This is a genomic window from Bacteroides faecalis (genome assembly GCF_003865075.1).
Taxonomy (GTDB): domain Bacteria; phylum Bacteroidota; class Bacteroidia; order Bacteroidales; family Bacteroidaceae; genus Bacteroides; species Bacteroides faecalis.
Genome location: NZ_BHWB01000017.1, coordinates 64629 through 91021, shown reverse-complemented (window position 1 = coordinate 91021; position 26393 = coordinate 64629). Strand labels below are relative to the sequence as shown.

The 26393-nt window shown below is 39.9% G+C and carries 16 protein-coding genes, 2 tRNA genes, 3 rRNA genes and 2 pseudogenes; 17 read left to right on the top strand and 6 right to left on the bottom strand.

All coding sequences use genetic code 11. The annotated features are described in order from the left end of the window. Positions 1-205: pseudogene (locus tag EJF25_RS20210) on the bottom strand (hypothetical protein); the annotation flags it as partial. A gap of 424 nt (positions 206-629) precedes the next feature. On the opposite strand from EJF25_RS20210, the gene EJF25_RS20205 reads away from it, so the two are divergent. After that, entirely contained in the window at positions 630-791 is a 162-nt protein-coding gene (locus EJF25_RS20205; RefSeq protein ID WP_235016715.1) for a hypothetical protein, read from the top strand. Positions 792-1187: 396 nt separating this feature from the next. Here EJF25_RS20205 and EJF25_RS24965 read toward each other — a convergent pair whose 3' ends face one another. After that, positions 1188-1358, bottom strand: coding sequence for a hypothetical protein (locus EJF25_RS24965; protein ID WP_160119372.1), 171 nt, complete (start codon positions 1356-1358; stop codon positions 1188-1190). Continuing rightward, positions 1355-2274: pseudogene (locus EJF25_RS20200) on the bottom strand (IS1595 family transposase). The gene EJF25_RS24965 and the pseudogene EJF25_RS20200 overlap by 4 nt, the downstream one beginning before the upstream one ends. Positions 2275-4579: 2305 nt before the next feature. On the opposite strand from EJF25_RS20200, the gene EJF25_RS20190 reads away from it, so the two are divergent. The 12 genes from EJF25_RS20190 to leuB all read left to right on the top strand — a co-directional run bounded on the left by EJF25_RS20190 (position 4580) and on the right by leuB (position 16909). Further along, positions 4580-6105: ribosomal RNA gene (locus tag EJF25_RS20190) — 16S ribosomal RNA — on the top strand. A 307-nt stretch (positions 6106-6412) separates the two neighbouring features. After that, a tRNA-Ile gene (locus EJF25_RS20185) sits at positions 6413-6486 on the top strand. A gap of 74 nt (positions 6487-6560) precedes the next feature. Continuing rightward, positions 6561-6637, top strand: a tRNA-Ala gene (locus EJF25_RS20180). A gap of 25 nt (positions 6638-6662) precedes the next feature. Beyond that, entirely contained in the window at positions 6663-6794 is a 132-nt protein-coding gene (locus EJF25_RS26235; RefSeq protein WP_262707190.1) for a hypothetical protein, read from the top strand. Next, a 23S ribosomal RNA gene (locus EJF25_RS20175) occupies positions 6795-9677 on the top strand. A gap of 108 nt (positions 9678-9785) precedes the next feature. After that, positions 9786-9896 (top strand): 5S ribosomal RNA (rrf, locus tag EJF25_RS20170). Together the 16S, 23S and 5S rRNA genes with 2 tRNA genes alongside form the textbook arrangement of a ribosomal RNA operon. A 119-nt stretch (positions 9897-10015) precedes the next feature. Beyond that, entirely contained in the window at positions 10016-10309 is a 294-nt protein-coding gene (locus EJF25_RS20165; protein ID WP_125042454.1) for a hypothetical protein, read from the top strand. A 400-nt stretch (positions 10310-10709) separates the two neighbouring features. Next, positions 10710-12206 carry a 2-isopropylmalate synthase gene (locus EJF25_RS20160; RefSeq protein WP_125042453.1) on the top strand — a complete coding sequence of 499 codons (1497 nt, stop codon included), beginning with the start codon at positions 10710-10712 and terminating at the stop codon, positions 12204-12206. Positions 12207-12253: 47 nt separating this feature from the next. Beyond that, positions 12254-13648 carry a 3-isopropylmalate dehydratase large subunit gene (leuC, locus tag EJF25_RS20155; RefSeq protein ID WP_125042452.1) on the top strand — a complete coding sequence of 465 codons (1395 nt, stop codon included), beginning with the start codon at positions 12254-12256 and terminating at the stop codon, positions 13646-13648. A gap of 27 nt (positions 13649-13675) precedes the next feature. Next, positions 13676-14275, top strand: a complete 600-nt coding sequence (gene leuD, locus EJF25_RS20150) for a 3-isopropylmalate dehydratase small subunit (RefSeq protein WP_125042451.1) — start codon at positions 13676-13678, stop codon at positions 14273-14275. Then, entirely contained in the window at positions 14251-15783 is a 1533-nt protein-coding gene (locus EJF25_RS20145; RefSeq protein WP_200832952.1) for a hydroxymethylglutaryl-CoA lyase-like TIM-barrel protein, read from the top strand. The genes leuD and EJF25_RS20145 overlap by 25 nt, the downstream gene beginning before the upstream one ends. A gap of 64 nt (positions 15784-15847) precedes the next feature. Further along, positions 15848-16909 carry a 3-isopropylmalate dehydrogenase gene (gene leuB / locus EJF25_RS20140; protein WP_125042450.1) on the top strand — a complete coding sequence of 354 codons (1062 nt, stop codon included), beginning with the start codon at positions 15848-15850 and terminating at the stop codon, positions 16907-16909. Positions 16910-16988: 79 nt separating this feature from the next. Here leuB and EJF25_RS20135 read toward each other — a convergent pair whose 3' ends face one another. Next, entirely contained in the window at positions 16989-17669 is a 681-nt protein-coding gene (locus tag EJF25_RS20135) for a phosphatase PAP2 family protein (RefSeq protein WP_306308338.1), read from the bottom strand. Between the two features lie 37 nt (positions 17670-17706). Then, positions 17707-19542, bottom strand: a complete 1836-nt coding sequence (locus EJF25_RS20130; protein WP_200832951.1) for an LTA synthase family protein — start codon at positions 19540-19542, stop codon at positions 17707-17709. A gap of 88 nt (positions 19543-19630) precedes the next feature. Between EJF25_RS20130 and cysK the strand changes: the two genes are divergently transcribed. Both cysK and EJF25_RS20120 read left to right on the top strand, forming a co-directional pair. Then, entirely contained in the window at positions 19631-20578 is a 948-nt protein-coding gene (gene cysK / locus EJF25_RS20125) for a cysteine synthase A (protein ID WP_125042449.1), read from the top strand. A gap of 93 nt (positions 20579-20671) precedes the next feature. Next, positions 20672-21517, top strand: coding sequence for a tetratricopeptide repeat protein (locus EJF25_RS20120; protein WP_125042460.1), 846 nt, complete (start codon positions 20672-20674; stop codon positions 21515-21517). 187 nt (positions 21518-21704) lie between these two features. Here EJF25_RS20120 and recQ read toward each other — a convergent pair whose 3' ends face one another. Continuing rightward, entirely contained in the window at positions 21705-23516 is a 1812-nt protein-coding gene (gene recQ / locus EJF25_RS20115) for a DNA helicase RecQ (RefSeq protein WP_125042459.1), read from the bottom strand. A 269-nt stretch (positions 23517-23785) separates the two neighbouring features. Between recQ and EJF25_RS20110 the strand changes: the two genes are divergently transcribed. Together EJF25_RS20110 and EJF25_RS20105 are read left to right on the top strand one after the other, a co-directional pair. Beyond that, positions 23786-24250 (top strand): helix-turn-helix domain-containing protein, encoded by a 465-nt coding sequence (locus EJF25_RS20110; RefSeq protein WP_025075983.1) that lies wholly within the window; start codon positions 23786-23788, stop codon positions 24248-24250. Positions 24251-24343: 93 nt separating this feature from the next. Further along, entirely contained in the window at positions 24344-26392 is a 2049-nt protein-coding gene (locus EJF25_RS20105) for a dipeptidyl-peptidase 3 family protein (RefSeq protein ID WP_200832954.1), read from the top strand. The last annotated feature ends 1 nt before the right edge of the window (position 26393 follow it).

Here is a 26393-nt window from a genome sequence, read left to right as displayed (position 1 = left end):
CAAGAAGATTTGGTTCAAGTTGTTTAGAAAGAGTTTCTAATTCCAATCCCAGTTTCTCAATATTCGCTTTCAAAATTTCTTCTTGAGCGGTAAAACCTCCATGTGATATATAATAGTGAGCATAAGCTGTGACTTGTATAAAGCAACTTCCAATACAAGGAGTGAGTTTAATTAAATTCATAGCTTCAAACTGCTCTAATATCATGCATAACCTATCACTTGATGTTGAATACTTAGATGCAAATTCGTCATATTCAATATCAATCGGAACATCTTCCGAAATTACAAAATCTCGTAAAATGAATCTTTTAGTTTAGGAGTTATCAAATTCATGATTGTATTTTTGAGTAAAAATACGATTTTTCTCGCTATCTTTACTGTGTCTTTCAGGACAAAGTTTTGGAATATAATAAGGAAAGTGCCTTATACTCGTTGAAATCGTCAAATTATCAAGAGGTATATACGAGGCACAGAGGACAGATCATACTTGTGGGTTGCCTTACTGTGTGTATATATAGGTGTTTGGCGATACCTAACGAGTATGCACAGGGCAGCCCACTTTCTTTAACAACTAACATTGTTAAATTTCTCCTATGGCTGTCGTGGAGAACTCGTTAAAATTCGCCACCATGGAACTTATAGTAGGTTTCTTTTGTATTCTGTTTGCGTTGGGTATTTCTATTGCCACCATATTAGCTTCTCGAAAAGGGCGTAATTCTGTAAACTGGTTCTTCTTATCTCTATTCTGGGGTATTGTAGGATTGATTGTATTGCATGTTCCAAGCATTTAGAGCGTGAAAAGGAGAAAGTGATACCCTCGTTAAGGTATTATGGACTATCGTGCTTATACTACTTGTATTATTTGCCGTATTTTTCTACAATCGTACAGTAGAGCAAAGAGAGTTCCGAAAGAATTACCAAATTGAAGAAGTTGCTCCCAAAATAGAACTTTCCGATAACTATATTGAACGAACAGTAGATTTGAATGATTATTTCAATTCAAGTACTGGCTGAGATGATGAAACGGATTGGAATTATGCAGGATTTGAAGATGAAGAAAGCCAAAAGGCTTTTTACAAAATCCTTAAAAAGAATGGTATATATTGGAGCGACCAAAAACAATGCTGGGCTAAGAAAGTAAAGAAAACCGCAGAGCAAGCTCCCAAGGTCAAAATTAGATGAAGGAGTTATTTCTTGCTTTTCTTTTTAGGTTTAATATCGTATTTCATAGCCTTCTGCATGAGAACAGAAAAAAACACTGGAACTTCTGCTTGCTTCTTTAATTCTTTTGCAGGTAGAAGTTCGATAGCCATTGCCTTTTCCATGTCTTCTATTGTTACTTGTTTCTTTTTACTCATTTTGTCAGACTTTGAAAAGTTGTACGATGATAATCTGAATTGCATAGTAACAGATTAAATCGTGAAACGTCATCAAAACCTCTCGTATTATAGCGGAAGCTGAACTCATTAACATATCGTTCAAGGTGTTTCTTGCTCGTATGGTTATATATTCCCGTCAAGCTACGTTTCAGAATACTCCAAAAGCCTTCGATATTGTTCGTATAAGCGTCTTCATCAACGTATTGTCCGTGACCGTGGTCAACTACGTAATGCTCATATAATTGCTAACGGTTTTATATCCGCACCATTCATCAGAGAATAACGTTGCCATGCGTTTTACAGTTTTGAGAATAGGAACTGTCAATGATTTATAGGAAGTGTTACGGATTACTTTACAAACCACCTTACCGCCACGCTAAAGCATACCCATGAGGGGAACTTTATCTTTGAAACTCCTGCCTTGGTATTTCTTTACTTTCTTGTTATAGTGCCGATTTTTATTCTTTCCGCCCACGAAAGTTTCATCAAGTTCGACTTCTCCGTCAAGTTTCTCTTCCATTACAATACCGAAGCATTCACGAATACGCTGATTCATGAACCACACAGTTTTATAGGTAACGGATATTCTCTTGGATAATTCGATTGATGAAATACCTTTCTTGCGGGATGTTATTTCATAGATAGCCACGAACCATTTTCTCAACGACAATTTAGAGCCTTCAAACATAGTTTCTATGCTGACGTTGAAATTCTTGCTCGTATTCTTACAGCGGTACATTTCATCGCTATGGTTATATACTTTGGATGTAGGGTCATAAGGAGAAACAGGAATACCATTTGCCCAGTGTTGCTGTTCCAAATACTTGATGCAGCTTTCCTCCGTAGAAAATGCTTCCAAAAGGTCGTATAAGGAGTTGAATTTACCGATATTCATCTTACCAAAGTTTAATATTTCTTGCTATATATAACTCTGGTGAGAAAAGTTGCTAGGGAAAACAGTTATCTGTGTATATTGAAATACCGCCCAAAACTCTTGTTTTGAACGGTATTATTAGCAAAGTTAGTTAGGGTAATGTCGCAAATAATCACCCTAATTATTTTGTAATGGCTATTCCTACTAGACAAAGAGATTCAGATTCTTGAGAACCATGTATGGCGACTTATGAAAGTGTTGTTCCGAACTCTTTTAAGATAGTTTTTGGGGGACCTGAAAAGTCAAAATGTTATCCTAAATATTTTACAGTTATCATCTTTGTAAATCCAAAATGAAATATTGCATTTTGTTTTGTGTTAATGTAATTAAATATGAGTCTGATTGTTTTGAGAAATATTACTAGTTGTTTTACCATTTTAACACGAAGATATATTGAAAGGGGGAACTTTGGTGTATAAGATGAAGTAAAAGAATAGTTGAAGAGCTTGCTGGAAGACCGTCTGCTTTTGTAAAGAGCTACGGTCTTTTTGTGGAATATATGAAATCAGCAGGAATTTAAGAAAACTTTTTTTATTCTACTCACTCTCTCTTGGATATTTTTTTGATTTTTTTCCGTCACCGTCACATGAGCGTTGATGGATCATTGATAATGAGCGTGTAATCGTGTGACGGAAATGTGTGATGGCACTGTGACGGCAAAATTACCGTCACCAAACCTATGACGGCCCTAGCTTTCACGAATGTTTTTCTAAAGTTACGGAAAGTATCATCAAGTCAGTTGATGGGTATTAATAGTCTATGTCCCAACTATTAATAGTCTACTTCTCAGCCATTAATAGCCTATTAATCAACTATTAACAGCTTGTAATTCAGGACTAATATTATGAATATAAATCATTTATAACAAAAAATACTTATAACATTCACACCTTTGAAACTAATGGTATTAGGTAAACTTCATTCCCACATCTATATCTTTTGACGGTTTCATCCCTTGAAACCAATAGTTTCACCGCATGAAACTATAAGTTTCATCTTATTGAAACTAAAGGTTTCATTGCTTGAAACTGCTAGTTTCATCCGAATGAAACCTCAATGGCGATTTAGTGTAAAGTAAATCAGTATTAAGCCAAGACATTAAGCTTGCAATTTTGTTAGTGCACTCCAATTAAATATCTTGTTTTTTCACTTTTTGCACAGCCATATTATTACATCATAAATAGCTTAGTAATATCTCTGCCGGCAAACCTCTGATTGAGGAAAGCAAAAAACGATTTTCAAGTCAACTACTATCCTGCACAAAATAGAGAAGAAGAACCCAATCCTTTCCCCCTTATAATTGTTTTTACTACTTCTAATTAGTGTGACAGCAAATTATTCCATCACACTGCCGTCACCTATTACCGTCACCTTATAGTTTATTGTTATCCAGATTCTTATCTGTTAAAAAGTGACTGTTATGGCAAAAAACATTTTTAATTCTATATGTGTACTGAAGCTGAATTCACGTTTCACCTTATTTTATACCTGATGCTTTTTATAAATGCATCCGTTTTCTCACTCCTTGTAATGTGGTTTCTATTCTAGTTCTTAGTTCTCTTCTCCCTTTTTTGGATAATTCGTTTTTCGTTCATTCAATTTTATCCCCTCAACTCTCTCTCTCTCTCGAATCTCTCTCGCTTTAAATATAATAATGAGTCCCCCTATTCCCCTCCTTCCTTCCCCTCTCCAAATTATGTTATACAACATCCCTCTCCCTCAGCCATTTATCCCCAATCTTAAAAAAACTTGCATAAAAAGTACTCTAAAATTAGGATCATATCTTAAAATCCCCTACTTTTGCACCCGCTTTCCAAGAGAAGAAAGCCTTAGTTACTTGACAAACTGCAAAAGCGTAAATCAGGTTAAGACAAAGAACAAAAAAACTTCCAAAAAGTTTTGGAAGCAATAGCATAAAGTTCTTATCTTTGCACTCCGATTCGCAAAGAAACCGGTTTATCCCCAGTTCCTTCATCTTGTCCCTTCTTTCCCTTTCGATAAGAGAGCCTTAGAAAGAGCCAAGAGAAAAGCTGAAAAAAAACTTTTCCAAACATTTGGTAGTTTCAAATAAACCCCTTACCTTTGCACCCGCTTTTGAAACCAAAGCAATTAAGTTCTTTGACATATTGATAAACAATACAAGTAGTACAAGAAAAAAAATAGAACCGTCAATACCTTTTAAATAGGTATTAGATTGAAGTCAATAAAACGTACGGCATCCGGCAGAGATCACAGATATCCTTTTTGGATATTCAAAAATACTTTTACAATGAAGAGTTTGATCCTGGCTCAGGATGAACGCTAGCTACAGGCTTAACACATGCAAGTCGAGGGGCAGCATATTTCTAGCAATAGAAACGATGGCGACCGGCGCACGGGTGAGTAACACGTATCCAACCTACCTTTTACTCGGAGATAGCCTTTCGAAAGAAAGATTAATATCCGATAGTATAAAAAAATCCCATGATTTTGTTATTAAAGAATTTCGGTAAAAGATGGGGATGCGTTCCATTAGATTGTAGGCGGGGTAACGGCCCACCTAGTCATCGATGGATAGGGGTTCTGAGAGGAAGGTCCCCCACATTGGAACTGAGACACGGTCCAAACTCCTACGGGAGGCAGCAGTGAGGAATATTGGTCAATGGGCGTAAGCCTGAACCAGCCAAGTAGCGTGAAGGATGACTGCCCTATGGGTTGTAAACTTCTTTTATATGGGAATAAAATGCTCCACGTGTGGAATATTGCATGTACCATATGAATAAGGATCGGCTAACTCCGTGCCAGCAGCCGCGGTAATACGGAGGATCCGAGCGTTATCCGGATTTATTGGGTTTAAAGGGAGCGTAGGTGGACAGTTAAGTCAGTTGTGAAAGTTTGCGGCTCAACCGTAAAATTGCAGTTGATACTGGCAGTCTTGAGTACAGTAGAGGTGGGCGGAATTCGTGGTGTAGCGGTGAAATGCTTAGATATCACGAAGAACTCCGATTGCGAAGGCAGCTCACTAGACTGGTCACTGACACTGAGGCTCGAAAGTGTGGGTATCAAACAGGATTAGATACCCTGGTAGTCCACACAGTAAACGATGAATACTCGCTGTTTGCAATATACCGCAAGCGGCCAAGCGAAAGCATTAAGTATTCCACCTGGGGAGTACGCCGGCAACGGTGAAACTCAAAGGAATTGACGGGGGCCCGCACAAGCGGAGGAACATGTGGTTTAATTCGATGATACGCGAGGAACCTTACCCGGGCTTAAATTGCAACTGAATATAGTGGAAACACTATAGCCGCAAGGCAGTTGTGAAGGTGCTGCATGGTTGTCGTCAGCTCGTGCCGTGAGGTGTCGGCTTAAGTGCCATAACGAGCGCAACCCTTATCTTTAGTTACTAACAGTTGACGCTGAGGACTCTAGAGAGACTGCCGTCGTAAGATGTGAGGAAGGTGGGGATGACGTCAAATCAGCACGGCCCTTACGTCCGGGGCTACACACGTGTTACAATGGGAGGTACAGAAGGCCGCTACCTGGTGACAGGATGCCAATCCCCAAAACCTCTCTCAGTTCGGATCGAAGTCTGCAACCCGACTTCGTGAAGCTGGATTCGCTAGTAATCGCGCATCAGCCATGGCGCGGTGAATACGTTCCCGGGCCTTGTACACACCGCCCGTCAAGCCATGAAAGCCGGGGGTACCTGAAGTACGTAACCGCAAGGAGCGTCCTAGGGTAAAACTGGTAATTGGGGCTAAGTCGTAACAAGGTAGCCGTACCGGAAGGTGCGGCTGGAACACCTCCTTTCTGGAGCGATGTCGTTACCGTTGCATGGCCGTAGATAGCTTCTCACTCCTATTCTATAAATAGAAATGATTATCATTCTACCTCAACCATCCAACATATAGACTATCAAGGTTCTATTTAATGTACTACTAGTACTTGTTTATTTATAACATATAGATCAAATCTATAGAAGTATAGATAGAGATAAACAAGAGAAAACAGAAGCCGAGTCTAACGATGGTAGACAAGGTTGAATTATCGAGCAAGAGATAGCATAAGCGATGCTTGCATCGATTATGCCGAAAGCAGCCGATAATGCGTAGAACACAGTCCTATAGCTCAGTTGGTTAGAGCGCTACACTGATAATGTAGAGGTCGGCAGTTCAACTCTGCCTGGGACTACTTCGAAGAAGCAAAAAGGAACACGAATGGTATGAATAAAAACAATACCTCCCTCCTTATTCTTCATAATCTTCGGGGGATTAGCTCAGCTGGCTAGAGCATCTGCCTTGCACGCAGAGGGTCAACGGTTCGAATCCGTTATTCTCCACCATCTCGCAAGAGAAACGATCTTTGACATGATGAAACAAAAAGTAAAATTTAGTAAAGAGCTAAAAGTATATATCAAGCCGCACACTCTTCATTGGATCAATTGGTATCTTCGTAGCAATACAACGATTCCCATGCCAACCATGAAGAAGTCAGTTTGAAAGAAAGTAAGCAAGGGCGCATGGCGGATGCCTTGGCTCTCGGAGGCGATGAAGGACGTGATAAGCTGCGATAAGCTCTGGGTAGGTGCAAATAACCCTTGATCCAGAGATTTCCGAATGGGACAACCCGTCATTCTGAAGGAATGACATCCATCCTCGATGGAAGCTAACGCAGGGAACTGAAACATCTTAGTACCTGCAGGAAAAGAAAATAATAATGATTCCCCTAGTAGTGGCGAGCGAACGGGGACTAGCCCAAACCATAGTTGTTACGGCAATTATGGGGTTGTAGGACCACGATGTCGCATGACATCTGGTGAGAAGAACGATCTGGAAAGTTCGGCCATAGACGGTGATAGCCCGGTATTCTAAACCAGACGAAGCGTAGTGGTATCCTGAGTAGCGCGGGACACGAGAAATCTTGCGTGAATCCACCGGGACCATCCGGTAAGGCTAAATACTCCCGAGAGACCGATAGCGAACCAGTACTGTGAAGGAAAGGTGAAAAGCACTTCGAATAGAAGAGTGAAATAGTCCCTGAAACCATGCGCCTACAAGCGGTCGGAGCTGTTAAAACAGTGACGGCGTGCCTTTTGCATAATGAACCTACGAGTTACTTTTTCCGGCAAGGTTAAGTGTCTAGAGACATGCAGCCGAAGCGAAAGCGAGTCTTAATAGGGCGTCCAGTCGGAAGGAGTAGACGCGAAACCAAGTGATCTACCCTTGGGCAGGTTGAAGGTTAGGTAACACTAACTGGAGGACCGAACCGATAAGCGTTGAAAAGCTTCCGGATGACCTGAGGGTGGGGGTGAAAGGCTAATCAAACTTGGAGATAGCTCGTACTCCCCGAAATGCATTTAGGTGCAGCCTTGTGAGTTACTAATGTGAGGTAGAGCGACTGATAAGATGCGAGGGCTTCACCGCCTATCAAGTCTTGACAAACTCCGAATGCGCATTAGTCCAATCACAGGAGTGAGGGCATGGGTGCTAAGGTCCATGTCCCAAAGGAGAAGAATCCAGACCATCAGCTAAGGTCCCCAAATAAACACTAAGTTGAACTAACGAAGTCAGATTGCTAAGACAGCTAGGATGTTGGCTTGGAAGCAGCCATTCATTTAAAGAGTGCGTAACAGCTCACTAGTCGAGGAGTTTGGCGTGGATAATAATCGGGCATTAAGTGTTTTACCGAAGCTATGGGATCAGCAATGATCGGTAGGGGAGCATTCCACTCCGCGTCGAAGGCGTAGCGTCAGCTATACTGGAGCGTGTGGAAAAGCAAATGTAGGTATAAGTAACGATAAAGGGGGTGAGAAACCCCCTCGCCGCAAGACTAAGGTTTCCTGATCAACGCTAATCGGATCAGGGTTAGTCGGGTCCTAAGGCTCAGCCGAACGGCGAAGCCGATGGCAGAACAGGTTAATATTCCTGTACTACCTTAAAGAGTGATTGTGGAGACGGAGCAGTGACAATACCGCGGACTGACGGAATAGTCCGTTAAAGGGTGTAGATGCTGATCATCCCAGGCAAATCCAGGATGAGAGTCGAACCTGATAGTATACCGAATTCTTCGGAATGAAGTAATAGCGTATGTAATCAAACTCCCAAGAAAATCCGCTAAACTTAATCTTTGAGGTACCCGTACCGTAAACGGACACACGTAGTCGGGTTGAATATACTAAGGCGCTTGAGTGAATCACGGTTAAGGAACTAGGCAAATTAACCCTGTAACTTCGGGATAAAGGGTCCCAGCTTTTCGGCTGGGCGCAGAGAATAGGTCCAGGCAACTGTTTAACAAAAACACAGGGCTGTGCAAAATCGAAAGATTCGGTATACAGCCTGACACCTGCCCGGTGCTGGAAGGTTAAGAGGAGATGTCATCGCAAGAGAAGCATTGAATTGAAGCCCCAGTAAACGGCGGCCGTAACTATAACGGTCCTAAGGTAGCGAAATTCCTTGTCGGGTAAGTTCCGACCTGCACGAATGGTGTAATGATCTGGACACTGTCTCAACCGTGAGCTCAGTGAAATTGTAGTATCGGTGAAGATGCCGATTACCCGCGATGGGACGAAAAGACCCCGTGAACCTTTACTATAGCTTAACATTGAATTTGGGTAATTAATGTGTAGGATAGGCCGGAGACTTTGAAGTTCAGACGCCAGTTTGAATGGAGTCGCTGTTGAAATACGGCCCTTTGATTATTTGAGTTCTAACTCGTAATTTCGAGGACACTGTTTGGTGGGTAGTTTGACTGGGGTGGTCGCCTCCAAAACAGTAACGGAGGCTTCTAAAGGTGCCCTCAGGACGATTGGTAACCGTCCGTAGAGTGTAATGGCATAAGGGCGCTTGACTGGGAGACTCACAAGTCGATCAGGTAGGAAACTAGAGCATAGTGATCCGGTGTTTCCGTATGGAAGGGACATCGCTCAAAGGATAAAAGGTACTCCGGGGATAACAGGCTGATCCCTCCCAAGAGCTCATATCGACGGAGGGGTTTGGCACCTCGATGTCGGCTCGTCACATCCTGGGGCTGGAGAAGGTCCCAAGGGTTGGGCTGTTCGCCCATTAAAGTGGCACGCGAGCTGGGTTCAGAACGTCGTGAGACAGTTCGGTCTCTATCTATCGTGGGCGTATGAAATTTGCGTGGCTCTGACACTAGTACGAGAGGACCGTGTTGGACTGACCTCTGGTTTACCAGTTGTGCCGCCAGGTGCATTGCTGGGTATCTAAGTCGGGATTGGATAAGTGCTGAAAGCATCTAAGTACGAAGCCAGCCACAAGATTAGATTTCTTAGGGTCGTTAAAGACGATGACGTTGATAGGATGCAGGTGTACAGGTGGTAACATCTTAGCCGAGCATTACTAATTGCCCGTCTACTTTCTTTCTGGTTTTGTTTGTTATATACGTTTAGCGTATTATGATTATTAATATAATAAATACTATTGATAATAATGATTACTGTAATTTTACTTTTCATCATGTCATAACCTTTTTCAGGTGGTTATAGCACGAGGGTTCCACCTCTTCCCATTCCGAACAGAGAAGTTAAGCCTCGTCACGCCGATGGTACTGCGTAACAGTGGGAGAGTAGGTAACTGCCGTTTTTGAAGAAGCCCCTTCAGTCGATTGACCGGAGGGGCTTTCTGTTTTTGGTACTTTAGAAAAAATGTGTTATATTTGCGATTGATAATTCTATATTAAATGTTTAAAGCAAATCAAAAGTATGAAGATTAAATTATTCCTAGCTGCTGTGGCAGTAACATTTTCCTTTGCTATGATGTCTTGCTCTGGTAATAAAACAGCTAATAGTACTTCTGGAACTGAAGTAACAGATTCTGTTGAAGTTGTAGAAGCTGCTGTATGTACTCAAGCTGATTCTTGTTGTCAAAAGACAGATTCCTGTGCTACTTCTTGCGATAAGCAGGCTAATTGCGGCAAAACGAACTGTGATAAAAAGACTGATTGTGACAAGAAAGCTGATTGCTCAGAAAAAAAAGCATGTTGCGATAAGAAGTAATTTATTGATTTAGAATGATAAGTCCGGAGGATACAGAGTGATCAAACATTCTGTGTCCTCTTTTTATTTTATGAGGAATAGAAAGTGACTAGTAATATATTCTTTTTTATATTCGACTTTAACTTATGAAATGAAATTATTTTCGATAAAAAAGTAACGTATTATTTGGTGGTTAAGAAATAATCTCTACCTTTGCATCGTCAAACAATAAAAAGACAATAAAATGAATCAGATGTTTATACATATTCTACTGTGTGGTATTATTATTCTACTATCAAAGTTTAGTGGAAGTGAGTGCTGCGCGTAAAAGTGTATAATGAAAATATACGAAAGCCTTTCTCACTTCCACGTGTGAAAGGTTTTTTTTTTTGGTGCTAATAATTATATAAATCATAAGAAGATGGACAATAGGTTATTTATTTTCGATACCACACTTCGTGATGGTGAACAGGTTCCGGGATGCCAATTGAATACAGTAGAGAAGATTCAGGTAGCAAAGGCATTAGAAGCTCTGGGTGTAGATGTGATTGAAGCGGGTTTTCCTATCTCCAGCCCAGGAGATTTTAATTCAGTGATAGAGATTTCCAAGGCGGTGACATGGCCTACAATCTGTGCTCTGACCCGGTCGGTTCAAAAGGATATTGATGTTGCTGTAGATGCCTTGAGATTTGCTAAACATAAGCGTATTCATACAGGTATCGGTACTTCAGATTCTCATATCAAATATAAATTCAATTCAAATCGCGAAGAGATTATTGAACGTGCTGTAGCTGCAGTGAAGTATGCGCGTCGATTTGTAGAAGATGTAGAGTTTTATGCGGAAGATGCAGGACGTACGGAGAATGAATATTTAGCGCGAGTAATTGAGGCAGTTATTAAAGCTGGTGCAACAGTAGTGAATATCCCGGATACAACCGGTTATTGCTTACCGTCAGAATATGGTGCTAAAATTAAATATTTGATTGACCATGTAGATGGTATCGATAAAGCAATTATTTCTACCCATTGTCACAATGACTTAGGTATGGCCACAGCTAATACAATAGCGGGGGTTCTGAATGGTGCCCGCCAGGTGGAGGTTACTATTAATGGCATTGGCGAACGTGCAGGGAATACTGCTCTTGAGGAAATAGCAATGATTATCAAGAGTCATCATGAAATTGATATTCAAACAAATATCAATACTCAGAAGATTTATCCGACTAGCCGTATGGTATCTAGTTTGATGAATATGCCGGTACAACCAAATAAAGCAATTGTCGGACGAAATGCTTTTGCACATTCATCTGGAATTCATCAAGATGGCGTGTTGAAGAACGTGCAAACTTATGAGATTATTGATCCTCATGATGTAGGTATTGATGATAACTCAATTGTATTGACTGCCCGTAGCGGACGTGCTGCTTTGAAAAACCGTCTGTCTGTTTTGGGAGTTAAATTAGAGCAAGATAACTTAGATAAGGTATACGAAGAATTTTTAAAACTGGCTGATAAGAAAAAAGATATTAATGATGATGATATTCTAGTATTAGCAGGTGCGGATCGTGCTCAAAATCACCGTATTAAGTTAGATTACTTGCAAGTGACTAGTGGAGTTGGTGTCCGTTCGGTTGCTAGCTTGGGATTGAATATTTCCGGAGAAAAGTTTGAAGCTTGTGCTAGTGGAAATGGTCCTGTAGATGCTGCGATCAAAGCTTTGAAAAAGATCGTAGACCGTCACATGACGCTGAAAGAATTTACCATTCAAGCCATTAGTAAAGGAAGTGATGATGTTGGTAAAGTACATATGCAGGTAGAATATGATAATCAAATGTATTATGGCTTTGGAGCTAATACAGATATTATAGCAGCGTCTGTAGAAGCTTATATTGACTGCATCAATAAATTTAAAAATTAAAAGAGAGACTAAAATTCAATTCTAACTTGCAAAATTATAAGATATAAATGAATACATTATTTGATAAAATATGGGATGCTCACGTGGTTACTACTGTGAAAGATGGTCCTACACAACTTTATATTGATCGGCTTTATTGCCATGAAGTGACTAGTCCGCAAGCTTTTTCAGGATTGCGTGAACGTGGAATCAGCGTATTCCGTCCGGATAAAGTGTTTTGTATGCCGGATCATAATACACCGACTCATGATCAGGATAAACCGATTGAAGATCAGGTATCCAAGACTCAGGTAGATACACTGACGAAGAATGCCAAAGATTTTGGTCTGACACATTATGGTATGATGCATCCGAAAAATGGAATTATCCATGTAGTAGGTCCGGAGCGTGCTTTGACTCTTCCGGGTATGACAATTGTTTGTGGTGACTCTCATACTTCAACTCATGGTGCAATGGGAGCGATTGCTTTCGGTATCGGAACCAGTGAAGTGGAAATGGTATTGGCCTCTCAGTGTATTCTTCAGTCAAGACCGAAAACAATGCGTATTACTGTAGACGGAGAATTAGGAAAAGGAGTAACTGCAAAAGATGTAGCACTTTATATGATGTCTAAGATGACTACCAGTGGTGCAACTGGTTATTTTGTTGAATATGCGGGTTCGGCTATTCGTAACCTGACAATGGAAGGACGTCTTACTCTCTGTAATCTTTCTATCGAAATGGGTGCACGTGGTGGTATGATCGCGCCGGATGAAGTGACCTTTGAATATATCAAAGGTCGTGAAAATGCTCCTACAGGCAAAGAATGGGAGATAGCAGTGGAATATTGGAAGACATTGAAGAGTGATGATGATGCTGTGTTTGATAAAGAAGTTCGATTTGACGCAGCTGATATTGAACCAATGATTACTTATGGTACTAATCCGGGAATGGGTATGGGAATCACACAGCATATCCCTACAATGGAAGGATTGGGAGAAGCAGCTCAGGGCTCTTTCAAGAAATCTCTGGATTATATGGGATTCCAACCAGGTGAATCTTTGTTAGGTAAGAAGATTGACTATGTATTTCTTGGAGCTTGTACCAACGGGCGTATTGAAGACTTTCGTGCTTTTGCTTCCATTGTAGAAGGACGTAAAAAAGCAGATAATGTAATTGCGTGGCTTGTTCCGGGATCATGGATGGTAGATGCGCAAATTCGTAAGGAAGGTATTGATAAGATTCTGACAGAAGCTGGATTTGCAATTCGTCAGCCGGGATGTTCTGCCTGTCTGGCTATGAATGATGATAAGGTTCCAGCTGGTAAATATTCTGTTTCTACTAGTAACCGTAACTTTGAAGGGCGTCAGGGACCGGGAGCACGTACATTATTGGCTAGTCCGTTGGTTGCTGCAGCTGCTGCGGTAACGGGAGTCATTACTGATCCGAGAGAACTTATTTAATTGATAATGGATAATAGATAATTAGAGATGAAAACAAAATTTGATATAATAACAAGTACTTGTGTACCTTTGCCTTTGGAAAATGTGGATACAGACCAGATTATTCCGGCGCGTTTCCTGAAAGCAACTACTCGTGAAGAGAAATTTTTCGGAGATAATTTGTTTCGTGATTGGCGATATAATGCAGATGGGTCCTTGAATAAGGATTTTGTGCTGAATGATCCCACATATAGTGGACAAATATTAGTTGCCGGAAAGAACTTTGGTTCAGGTTCCAGTCGTGAACATGCTGCTTGGGCGATTGCCGGATATGGATTTCGGGTAGTAGTATCTAGTTTCTTTGCAGATATTCATAAGAATAATGAGTTGAATAATTTTGTACTTCCGGTTGTTGTTTCGGAAGAATTCTTGCAGGAATTGTTCGACTCTATTTATGTAAATCCCAAAATGGAGGTGGAAGTGAATCTTCCTGAGCAAACTATCACCAATAAAGCGACAGGTAAAAGTGAGAACTTTGAAATCAATGCTTATAAGAAACATTGTCTGATGAATGGATTGGATGATATTGATTTCTTGTTAAGTAATAAAAATAAGATCGAACAATGGGAAGAGAAAGCGTCAAAATAGAGATTATGGACACAACGCTCCGCGATGGTGAACAGACTAGCGGGGTATCCTTTGTGCCTCATGAGAAACTAATGATCGCTCGTTTGCTATTGGAAGACTTAAAGGTGGACCGGGTAGAGGTTGCCTCAGCGCGTGTGTCGGATGGTGAGTTTGAAGCTGTGAAGATGATATGCGATTGGGCAGCTCGTCGGAATCTGCTTCATAAAGTAGAAGTACTGGGGTTTGTAGATGGCGGCACTTCGGTTGATTGGATACAACGTACCGGTTGTCGCGTTATTAATTTGCTATGTAAAGGTTCATTAAAACACTGTACACAACAATTAAAAAAAAGCCCTGAAGAACATATTGCCGATATTATCAATGTAGTGCATTATGCCGATGAACAAGATATTGTTGTAAATGTCTATCTGGAAGATTGGAGTAATGGTATGAAAGATTCTTCCGAATATGTGTTTCAGTTGATGGATGGATTGAAAGGCTCCAATATCAAACGGTATATGTTGCCGGATACATTAGGTATTTTGAATCCTCTACAAGTAATTGAGTATATGCGGAAAATGAAGAAACGTTATCCGGATACTCATTTTGATTTTCATGCGCATAATGACTATGATTTGGCTGTAAGCAATGTGTTGGCAGCTGTGCTGAGTGGAGTGAAAGGATTGCATACGACGATTAATGGTTTGGGTGAGCGGGCAGGTAATGCTCCTTTGGCAAGTGTACAAGCTATTCTGAAAGATCATTTTAATGCGCTGACCAATATTGATGAAAGCCGTTTAAATGATGTTAGCCGGGTAGTAGAGTCTTATTCCGGTATTGTAATTCCTGCCAATAAGCCAATTGTAGGTGAGAATGTCTTTACGCAAGTTGCAGGTGTTCATGCAGATGGTGATAATAAGAATAACCTGTATTGCAATGATTTGTTGCCCGAACGTTTTGGTCGTAAACGTGAGTATGCATTAGGCAAAACAAGTGGTAAGGCTAATATCCGTAAAAATCTGGAAGATTTGGGATTGGATTTGGACGAGGATTCTATGCGTAAAGTGACGGAACGCATTATTGAACTGGGGGATAAAAAAGAATTGGTTACTCAGGATGATCTGCCATATATCGTTTCGGATGTGTTAAAGCATGGGGTTGAAGGGGATAAAGTGAAACTAAAGAGTTATATTGTAAACCTTGCTAATGGTTTGAAGCCGATGGCAACTCTGAAAATAGAGATCAATGGCAAAGAATTTGAAGAAAGTTCAAGCGGTGATGGTCAGTATGACGCTTTTGTACGTGCTTTGCGCAAAGTATATAAGGTGACTTTAGGACGTAAATTCCCGATGCTGACGAATTATGCCGTTAGTATTCCTCCTGGTGGACGTACAGATGCATTTGTGCAGACTGTCATTACTTGGAGTTATGAGGACCGGGTGTTCCGTACTCGTGGTTTGGATGCTGACCAGACCGAGGCTGCCATTAAAGCGACAGTGAAGATGCTGAATATTATTGAAAATGAATAGATGTAAGGTCGCTTTTTCTGAAGAATGTTTTTTATAAGTATATAAATAGAAAGAATTAGTAATTATGGATTTTAAAATTGCTGTATTAGCAGGCGATGGTATCGGACCGGAAATCTCCGTACAGGGGGTGGATGTTATGAGTGCCGTTTGTGAGAAGTTTGGTCATAAAGTAAGTTACGAATATGCAATCTGTGGTGCAGATGCTATAGATAAAGTCGGTGATCCGTTCTCGGAAAAAACATTTCAGGTTTGTAAGGATGCAGATGCAGTTTTGTTTTCTGCTGTAGGTGATCCGAAGTTTGATAATGATCCTACTGCAAAGGTTCGTCCGGAGCAAGGATTGCTTGCTATGCGTAAGAAGTTGGGGTTGTTTGCTAATATCCGTCCTGTACAAACGTTTAAATGCCTGATTCATAAATCTCCGTTGCGTGCGGAATTAGTAGAGAATGCCGATTTTATCTGTATTCGTGAATTAACCGGTGGTATGTATTTTGGTGAGAAATATCAGGATAATGATAAGGCTTATGATACGAACTTCTATACTCGTCCGGAAATTGAACGTATCTTGAGAGTCGGTTTTGAATATGCGATGAAACGTAGAAAGCACTTAACGGTTGTGGATAAAGCGAACGTGTTGGCTTCTTCTCGTTTGTGGCGTCAGATTGCACAGGAAATGGCTCCGAATTATCCGGAAGTGACCACAGATTATATGTATGTGGATAATGCTGCTATGCGTATGATTCAAGAACCAGCATTCTTTGATGTGATGGTAACTGAAAATACGTTTGGTGATATTTTGACTGATGAGGGTTCTGTGATCAGTGGTTCTATGGGGTTACTTCCTTCTGCTTCTACTGGAGAAAGTACTCCTGTATTTGAACCGATTCATGGTTCATGGCCTCAGGCTAAAGGACTGAATATTGCTAATCCATTGGCACAGATACTTTCTGTAGCTATGCTATTCGAGTACTTTGATTGTAAGGAAGAAGGAGCTTTAATTCGTAAAGCAGTGGATGCTTCTTTGGATGAGAATGTACGTACACCGGAAATTCAAGTAGCTGGGGGTGCTAAGTATGGAACAAAAGAGGTTGGGCAGTGGATTGTTGAGTACATTAAGAAAGCTTGATAATATATTGCTCATATAATGAAAAAGCCTGGTGTAAAAGTGATACCAGGCTTTTTTATTGTTGATTCTAAAGGTTTCTTTAGCTTTGAATAATTGAATAAATGATGATACCAAGTGTCGTCAGCAGTCCTACATAAATAATCGTTCCTGTTTGTCGCATCTTGATATTAGAGGATTTGCTAGCCGGGTTTAGCCGAACGGCTAGTTTATGGAAAATAAAGTAGAGCATCCATCCCCCGAATCCTCCGATGATGGCTCCCACTATTAAATCCCCGGGATAATGTAATCCTAGATATAGGCGGGTATAAGAATTGGTGAATGCCCATAGAACGATAAAGATACTCAGCCAGCGTTTACGAAATAAACAAATCAGGAATATCGCAAGTCCGAATGAATTGGCTGCGTGACAGGAAGGAAATCCGAAACCACCTCCATGTTTCCCATTTACAATATAGACTAGGTCAGCGATTGGGTTTTCCGGATTGGAAGGACGCAAACGACCTACTAACGGACGGATGAGACTATTACACATCTGGTCTGCAAATGTGATTGTCAGAGCAATAGCCACTACATAACAAATGGCAACTTTCCAATGGAAGTTTTTTAGTAGTACATATAGTATAGTGGCATACATTGGTACCCATATTACTTTTCCGGTAAAAGCACTCATGAAATAATCCCAAAATGGCGAGTGTATACCATTAAAGAATAAAAGTACATTAGTATCTATATCAGATAGGCTTTGAATTATTTCATTCATATAATATAAAATGTATTATAAGAAAAATGGTATTGTTTTATCGTTTTGCTATATCATCATAGAGCTTTTGGAGAAATGCTTTTCCTTTTTCCAAATTGGCTCCTTTTGTGGTACCTTCGTCCACTTGTATTGTATTGGCATCCAAATTGAATACCAATTGATTTTCAGGAGTAACCATACCAAACAGAGACGGTTCTGTAAAATATCCGAAATGAGGAGAGGACGGATTCAGAATATTCTTGCTGAAGGTAAATTCATCGTGTGGCAATCCAAGCTGGGAAAGCAGAGTTGCGGCAATATCTATTTGAGAAGCATAAGTATCTATCATCTGTGGCTCTTTAATTGCTCCACCAATCATAATGAGTGGAATAGTATGTCCTTCCAATGGGTTATCTATAGGATGAGGATATCCTCCCAAGTGGTCAGGAACAAGTACGATTAATGTATTCTTCCACATCGGAGTTTCTTTATATTGTTTTACGAAATCTCCCACACAACTATCTGCATAAGCAAAAGCATTGAGTACTTTATGGTCTAAACGGTGAAATGGTACCTCAAAAGGCTCGTGACTACTGGAGGTTTGTACGATCTTTAAAAATGGTTCTTTGGGCTTTTCTTCTTTCAAGTCTTTCAGAAAACGTTGGAATAATGTATGATCCTGTGCTCCCCATTTACCTGCACGCTCAGATAAAGGGAAATCTTTCTCGGAAATGATCTTCTCAATACCGGCAGAAACCAGATAAGAACGCATATTAGTGAAATCAGCATCTCCACCGTAATAGTATTCCAAATCGTATCCGGCATTTTTTAGTGTGCGAGGAATAGAAGGAAGGTTTTCTGTTTTCTCAGGATACTTCATAATACTGGTACTTGGTTGAGCAGGATATCCACTAATGACAGATACGAGACCACGATCAGTACGAAAACTATTGGCATAGAAATTAGTGAATAATATTCCTTCTTTACCTAATTTATCCAGATTGACAGCAACGTTTGGTTGTCCTCCGAAAGATTCCATTAAATGGGTAGAAAAACTTTCCAGGATGATGAAAATAATATTGGGGCGTTGTGTATTAAGTAACTGGGGAATACTGTCTGTAGCTGATGCTGGTTTCTCTATTATTTGAGTAAATAGTTCATCGGCTTTTTTAGGATCCATTAAACGGTATTGTTTATCAAAGTTGTTTTGATGGGTGGCGGAATACATGAAACTGAATGCAGGATTGATTGCTGCATGGTTTATTCGTTGGTTTTGGCTGAAATAAACTTTACTTAGATTCATGGTTGATACAGAGAAACCACCGCGAATGGGGATGAAAAGAGCTGCTGTCAGTAAAAGGAGTACCAAAGATACGTTTTGTCTGTGATAAGGAATTTTTAAAGGTTTCTTTTCACGAATGAGTGTGAAATAGAAAATTCCATAAAGGATGGCAGCATAAATTAGCATGGCTAATAAACCTAGTAATATAAACCAGATACTTACACTGGCTATGGCGTCTTTAGGAGAGGTAAAGAAATAGAAGATGGGAGTGGCGTCCAGACGGAATCCCCAAAAACCGTATAATCCTAAATCAACGATAAAAATAGAAGCCATAATAAAGGCGATGATACCAAAATACCATTGTCGGATATGATGAAGTATACCTGAGTTGGTCCAGGCAGAAATAATCAGTAACAGACCCGGAATTGCTGTGAGGTATCCTGCCAAAGAAAGATCTAATGGCAGTCCGTGCCACATGACACTGAAATAATCGCTCCAGGAAACAGCAGTATAGAGTTCATGGTAATAACCCATGAATAAAGGTTTTTGTATAACAAACAAAAGAACAAATAAGAAATAAGTCGTGAGAAATTGCAGGATTCTCTTTTTCATATCTATAAACTTAAAAAGATTGAACGGAGACAAAGGTACAATTCTTTTCTGTATCTTTGCACATCAACCGAATAAAACGAGGTGAACGATGCCAAAAATTGCGAAGAAATTGACAGATTTAGTGGGAAATACTCCCTTGATGGAGCTTTCAGGTTATAGCCGGAAGCATGATCTGAAACAGAATTTAATTGCTAAGTTGGAAGCTTTCAATCCGGCTGGAAGTGTGAAAGACAGGGTGGCTTTGTCTATGATCGAGGATGCGGAGGCGCGTGGAATGTTAAAACCTGGTGCGACTATTATTGAGCCGACAAGCGGAAATACAGGGGTCGGTTTAGCAATGGTAGCTACTATTAAGGGTTATCATTTGATATTGACGATGCCTGAGACAATGAGTCTCGAACGTCGGAATTTGTTAAAAGCATTAGGGGCGCAGATCGTTTTAACGGATGGTTTGGGAGGAATGGCTGCTTCTATTGCTAAAGCTCAGGAGTTGCGTGATAGTATTCCTGGTTCGGTAATTCTGCAACAATTTGAGAACACTTCTAATGCGACTGCCCATGAAAGGACTACCGGTGAAGAGATTTGGCGGGATACTGATGGTGAAGTGGCAGCGTTTGTTGCAGGAGTTGGTACAGGAGGCACTGTGTGTGGAGTTGCTCGTGCCTTAAAAAAACATAATCCGGATATTTATATTGTTGCAGTAGAACCTGCATCATCTCCGGTTTTAGCTGGTGGTCAGCCAGAACCACATCGAATTCAGGGAATCGGTGCAAATTTTATCCCGAAGCTTTATGACGCTTCTGTTGTTGATGAAGTTATAGGTGTACCAGACGATGAAGCGATTCGTGCAGGACGAGAATTGGCTGCAACTGAAGGTCTGCTGGCGGGAATTTCTTCAGGAGCGGCAGTTTATGCTGCTCGTCAATTGGCGATACGTCCGGAATTTAAGAACAAAAAAATCGTAGTATTGTTAGCTGATACGGGAGAGCGTTATCTTTCAACTGAGTTGTTTGCATTTGACGTGTATCCGTTGTAGCGATTGTGTTTTGTCTCTTCTTTTGATACATAGAGGAGAGCGTGTTTTAATTAATATGATTAATTGATGAAAAATATTTTGAGTAAGGATAGGATGAAAGTAACTGCATTTTCATTCTTTTTGAAAGGGGCTATCCTTTTATTGCTTTTTTTGTTTCCGTTTGCTTTGCATGCACAAACTTATCAGCAGTTGTCGGAGAGGGCAATTGAGTGCATAGAAAAAGATAGTCTTCATCAAGCGAAAGACTTGTTAGTGCAGGCTTTAAAACTGGATCCGAAGAATGAAAAGAATGCAATGCTTTTTTCTAATCTAGGATTAGTACAACGTCGTTTGGGGGAATTTGACAAGGCGCTTGAATCTTATACATTTGCTTTGAATTTTGCTCCGTTATCAGTACCTATTTTGTTAGATCGTGCTGCTATTTATTTAGAGATGGGTAAAACAGATCGAGCTTATACAGATTATTGTCAAGTACTTGATGAAGATAAAAAGAATAAAGAAGCACTATTGATGCGTGCTTATATTTATGTTCTTCGCCGGGATTATCCTGCTGCCCGACTAGATTATAATCGTTTGATGGAACTCGATCCTTTGAGCTATAGTGGACGGCTTGGTTTGGCGACTTTGGAGCAGAAAGAAGGCAAGTTCAAAGAGGCGCTTGATATTTTGAATAAGATGATTGTAGAGACTCCTAATGACGCTACCCTATATATTGCTCGTGCTGATGTGGAACATGAGATGGGGCATGATGATTTAGCGTTGGTGGATTTGGATGAAGCTATACGGTTAGATGCATCTTCAGCAGATGCTTATTTACTACGTGGTAGTATCTATCTGGTTCAGAAAAAGAAATCATTGGCGAAATCTAACTTTGAAAAGGCGATTTCACTTGGGGTACCGCAGTCGGATTTGCATGAGCAGTTACAGCAGTGCCGATAATCTTCTTTTATTTTTCTTGATTCTCTTACTAACTTTCTTTGCTGTGTCGAAGAGCAGAAACTCATTTTACATAAATGGTCTGTCTTTTTGAGACTTCGCGCCGGGATTATTTGACAAAGAAGAAAACTGCTGCGAATGGGATGTAAACAGTTTACTTTGTGAGGAGAACATTTAACTAATGTAGCTATTAGGTGTTGTCTACGAATTGTTTGATTAGGGTTATAAAATCTTTCCCATATTTTTTCTTTTTATATTCTCCGATACCACTGATAGCTCCAAACTCTTCAATGGTAGTGGGGCGAGAGATACTGAGGAGGTGGAGCACTTTATCCGATAATACAATGTAAGCAGGAAGTGCTTCTTGATCTGCCAATTGTTTTCGTAAGCCACGAAGTGCCTCGAAAAGATCTTCATTCTCTGTGCCTGGTAGTCCGAAAGAAAATTCTTTGGAGATTATAACTTTTTTCTTTTTTCCTTTGATTGTTGTTTCTTCTCGATGGATGACTGTTAGGGTAGCTTTGGATCTGCCAAAGAGTATGGCGGTACCACTTGAGGTAATTTTTAAGTGATTGTTTTCGTTGTAGGCGATCTCGAAGTAACCTAATTGCAACATTTGTAAGAGATAGTCTTGCCAGTCCCGAACGGGAATATCTCTTCCTGCTCCAAATGTTTTTAGTTCTTGGTAACCTTTTCCGGTTACTTCAGTAGAATAGTTGCCACGAAGAATGTCAATCAGTAATCCAGTTCCAATTTGTTGATTGGTACGAACAATAGCACTTAATGCTTTCTGGACGATGATTGTGCCATCGAATCTTTCAGGGGGATTTTTACAAACATCACAGTTTCCACAATCTTTTGTTGTCGTTTCTCCGAAATAATTTAGTAGAATTCTTCTTCGGCAGATGTCTGCTTCGGCATATTGTTGCATTCGCTGAAGTTTTTCCAGATTAATAGTTTGTTGATTGCTTTCGGTTGCAAATTTAGTGAGCAGGATTAGGTCTCCTATTGAATAAAATAGGATAGTATCACTTGGCAAACCATCACGTCCCGTGCGACCTATCTCTTGGTAAAAACTTTCAATGCTTTTAGGGAGATTATTGTGAATAACCCAACGGACATTAGATTTGTCAATTCCCATACCAAAAGCTATCGTGGCACATACTACTTGAATACGGTCGTTGATGAAATCATCTTGGGTTTTATCTCGTTGCTGTGGAGATAATCCTGCATGATAAACACCACAACGGATACCTTGTTTTTGTATCATCTGAGCAATAGTTTCTGTTTTATTACGACTCATGCAATAAATAATTCCACTCTCTCCACTGTGACGGTTTATAAATTCAAGGATCGCTTTGTTTCTCTCTTTTGCCTGAAAACCACGTTTTACCGTTAAGCTGATGTTGGGACGGTCGAAAGATGAAATGAAAGTGCGTGGATGGATGAGATGAAGTTGGCGAATAATGTCTTCCCTTGTAATTTTATCGGCTGTTGCTGTCAATGCAATGATTGGAATTTGAGGGAATTGCTGATGAATTATTCCCATTTGTGCATATTCCGGTCGAAAGTCATGTCCCCATTGCGAAATGCAGTGTGCTTCGTCGATGGCAAATAAAGAGATGTTCATGTCTCGTAATAGATAGTCTTTTTCTGTTACCAGTTTTTCCGGAGAAATATAAAGTAGTTTCAATCGTCCATCAATACAAGCGCGACGCAGGTTAGCATTTTCTGTTTCGTCATTATTACTATTCAGTGCTCCGGCTGCAATTCCATTAGATTGTAATGCTTCTACCTGATCTTTCATCAATGAGATGAGTGGTGAGACTACTATGGCAGTGCCTTCGCTGAGTAAGGCAGGTAACTGATAACAAATGGATTTTCCTCCCCCGGTAGGCATCAGTACTAAAGCATCCTGTTTGTTTAGAATGTGGTGGATAATTTCTTCTTGTAAAGGACGGAAATTATCGTATCCGAAATATGTTTTTAAAATATTTTTCATCAATGAATCTATTAAACTTTGTTGCAAAGATACATTTTCTTTAGTATACTTTATCATGTCTCGATTTCTGTTCAATAATAAATCCCTAAAGGGTTAAAGTTTCTTATTATTTTGTCATATTTCCACTATTTCAAGCTTTTTGATTGTTTAAGTAGAAAAAAAATGCACAAAAAAATTGTGTGTTTAAAAAAAAAGTAAGACATTTGTAACATGCAATGTTGCGAATGGGCAATATTAATTAATGAACAAACCCCTAACCAGTTAATTCGATGAGTGATTTAGAGAAAAAAGCAACGGAGGAAACTCCTAAAAAACGCCCTTATAATTTAAGGGAAAAGAAAGAAAAGAAAGCTGCGTATAGATCTTTGATTAGACCGGAATTAGCAGATGAGTTGTATGACAAGATTCTGAATATTGTAGTTGTTCAGAAGAAGTACAAAGACCCTGATTACTCTGCGAAAGATCTAGCTAAAGAGCTTAAAACAAATACACGCTATCTTTCTGCAGTGGTAAATTCTCGTTTTGGCATGAACTATTCTTGTTTGTTGAATGAGTACAGAGTAAAAGATGCATTGCACTTATTGACTGACAAACGTTATGCTGACAAGAATGTAGAGGAAATCAGTGCAATGGTTGGCTTTGCAAATCGTCAATCTTTTTACGCTGCATTTTACAAGAATGTAGGTGAGACTCCTAACGGATATCGCAAGAGACATACAGATAGCAAAAAGTAATTGCATATTCCGAAACTGAATAAAAGGAATTACCCCTGAATGAGAGTTTAGGGATAATTCCTTTTTCTCTTTTTACATTGATCAATACTAGTTATTATGAAACATCTTATATCAATAGCCATAGCCTCGACACTTTTAGTGTCTTGTGGAGGAGCTAAAACAACAACTGCTAAAACAGATAAATTTGATTATACAGTGGAACAATTTGCAGATTTACAGATATTGCGGTACAAGGCTTCCGGATTTGAGGACTTGTCACTGAAACAGAAAGAGTTGGTTTATTATTTGACACAAGCTGCTTTGGAAGGACGGGATATTCTGTTTGACCAAAACGGAAAGTATAACCTAAGGATTCGTCGGATGCTTGAAGCTGTGTATATGAACTATCAAGGTGATAAAGAAACTTCTGATTTTAAAAACATGGAAGTGTATCTTAAACGGGTATGGTTCTCTAATGGTATTCATCATCATTATGGTATGGAAAAGTTTGTACCGAACTTTTCAAAGGAGTTTCTAAAACAAGCTGTGCTTAGTATTGACACTTCTTTACTTCCGTTGGCAGAAGGACAAACTGCCGAACAGCTTTGCAATGAATTATTCCCTGTCATTTTTGATCCGGCTATAATGCCGAAACGGGTAAATCAGGCAGATGGAGAAGACTTGGTACTTACTTCCGCTTGTAACTATTACGATGGCGTGACACAGAAAGAAGCAGAAGATTTCTATAACGTTTTGAAAGATCCGAAAAATGAAACGCCGGTTTCTTATGGGTTGAATAGTCGTTTGGTTAAAGAGGATGGAAAGATTCAAGAAAAGGTATGGAAAGTAGGTGGACTCTATACGCAAGCGATTGAGAAAATTGTCTTTTGGCTGAAAAAAGCGGAAGCAGTTGCTGAAAATGATGCTCAGAAAGCTGTAATTAGTAAGTTGATTCAGTTCTATGAAACGGGTAGCTTAGAGGACTTTGATGAATATGCTATTCTTTGGGTGAAAGACTTGGATTCACGAATTGATTTTGTGAATGGTTTCACTGAAAGTTATGGTGATCCGTTAGGTATGAAAGCCAGCTGGGAGTCCTTAGTGAACTTTAAGGATTTGGAAGCTACACATCGTACGGAAACTATAAGTAGTAATGCACAATGGTTTGAAGATCATTCTCCGGTAGATAAGTCTTTCAAAAAGGATAAAGTAAAAGGTGTATCTGCGAAAGTAATTACTGCTGCTATACTTGCCGGTGATTTGTATCCATCTACAGCTATTGGTATCAATCTTCCGAATGCCAACTGGATCCGTGCCCATCATGGATCGAAGTCAGTAACCATTGGAAACATTACTGATGCTTATAACAAAGCTGCTCATGGTAATGGTTTCAATGAAGAATTTGCTTACAGTGATGCGGAAGTTCAGTCAATAGATAAATATGGCGATCTGACTGACGAACTGCATACTGACTTACATGAATGTTTGGGACATGGTTCCGGTAAGTTGCTTCCGGGAGTAGATCCGGATGCTCTGAAAGCTTACGGCTCTACCATTGAAGAAGCTCGTGCTGATTTGTTTGGTTTGTATTATGTAGCTGATCCGAAACTGGTAGAGTTGAAGCTTGTGCCGGATGCAGATGCTTATAAAGCTGAATATTATAAATATTTGATGAATGGTCTGATGACACAGTTGGTGCGTATCGAACCGGGTAATAATATTGAGGAGGCTCATATGCGTAATCGCCAGTTGATTGCTCGTTGGGTATTTGAGAAGGGAAAAGCCAATAAAGTAGTGGAAATGGTGAAGAAGGATGGAAAAACTTATGTTGTGATCAATGATTATCAAAAGGTACGGGAACTTTTTGGAGAATTACTGGCCGAAATACAGCGTATAAAGTCTACTGGTGATTTTGAAGGAGCTCGTAATATCGTTGAAAATTATGCAGTGAAAGTCGATCCAGTTCTTCACGCAGAAATTTTGGAACGTTATAAGAAACTGAATCTTGCTCCTTATAAAGGATTTGTGAATCCCAAATATGAATTGGTAACTGATGATAATGGTAATATCACAGATGTTACTGTATCTTATGACGAAGGTTATGTAGAACAAATGTTGCGTTATAGTAAGGATTATTCTCCACTGCCTTCAATAAACAATTAAA

Excerpts from the sequence above, each read along its gene's own strand:
- EJF25_RS20205 (WP_235016715.1), top strand. The coding sequence starts at position 630 with ATGGAACTTATAGTAGGTTTCTTTTGTATTCTGTTTGCGTTGGGTATT.
- EJF25_RS24965 (WP_160119372.1), bottom strand. The coding sequence starts at position 1,358 with ATGAGTAAAAAGAAACAAGTAACAATAGAAGACATGGAAAAGGCAATG.
- EJF25_RS26235 (WP_262707190.1), top strand. The coding sequence starts at position 6,663 with ATGATGAAACAAAAAGTAAAATTTAGTAAAGAGCTAAAAGTATATATC.
- EJF25_RS20165 (WP_125042454.1), top strand. The coding sequence starts at position 10,016 with ATGAAGATTAAATTATTCCTAGCTGCTGTGGCAGTAACATTTTCCTTT.
- EJF25_RS20160 (WP_125042453.1), top strand. The coding sequence starts at position 10,710 with ATGGACAATAGGTTATTTATTTTCGATACCACACTTCGTGATGGTGAA.
- leuC (WP_125042452.1), top strand. The coding sequence starts at position 12,254 with ATGAATACATTATTTGATAAAATATGGGATGCTCACGTGGTTACTACT.
- leuD (WP_125042451.1), top strand. The coding sequence starts at position 13,676 with ATGAAAACAAAATTTGATATAATAACAAGTACTTGTGTACCTTTGCCT.
- EJF25_RS20145 (WP_200832952.1), top strand. The coding sequence starts at position 14,251 with ATGGGAAGAGAAAGCGTCAAAATAGAGATTATGGACACAACGCTCCGC.
- leuB (WP_125042450.1), top strand. The coding sequence starts at position 15,848 with ATGGATTTTAAAATTGCTGTATTAGCAGGCGATGGTATCGGACCGGAA.
- EJF25_RS20135 (WP_306308338.1), bottom strand. The coding sequence starts at position 17,669 with ATGAATGAAATAATTCAAAGCCTATCTGATATAGATACTAATGTACTT.
- EJF25_RS20130 (WP_200832951.1), bottom strand. The coding sequence starts at position 19,542 with ATGAAAAAGAGAATCCTGCAATTTCTCACGACTTATTTCTTATTTGTT.
- cysK (WP_125042449.1), top strand. The coding sequence starts at position 19,631 with ATGCCAAAAATTGCGAAGAAATTGACAGATTTAGTGGGAAATACTCCC.
- EJF25_RS20120 (WP_125042460.1), top strand. The coding sequence starts at position 20,672 with ATGAAAGTAACTGCATTTTCATTCTTTTTGAAAGGGGCTATCCTTTTA.
- recQ (WP_125042459.1), bottom strand. The coding sequence starts at position 23,516 with ATGAAAAATATTTTAAAAACATATTTCGGATACGATAATTTCCGTCCT.
- EJF25_RS20110 (WP_025075983.1), top strand. The coding sequence starts at position 23,786 with ATGAGTGATTTAGAGAAAAAAGCAACGGAGGAAACTCCTAAAAAACGC.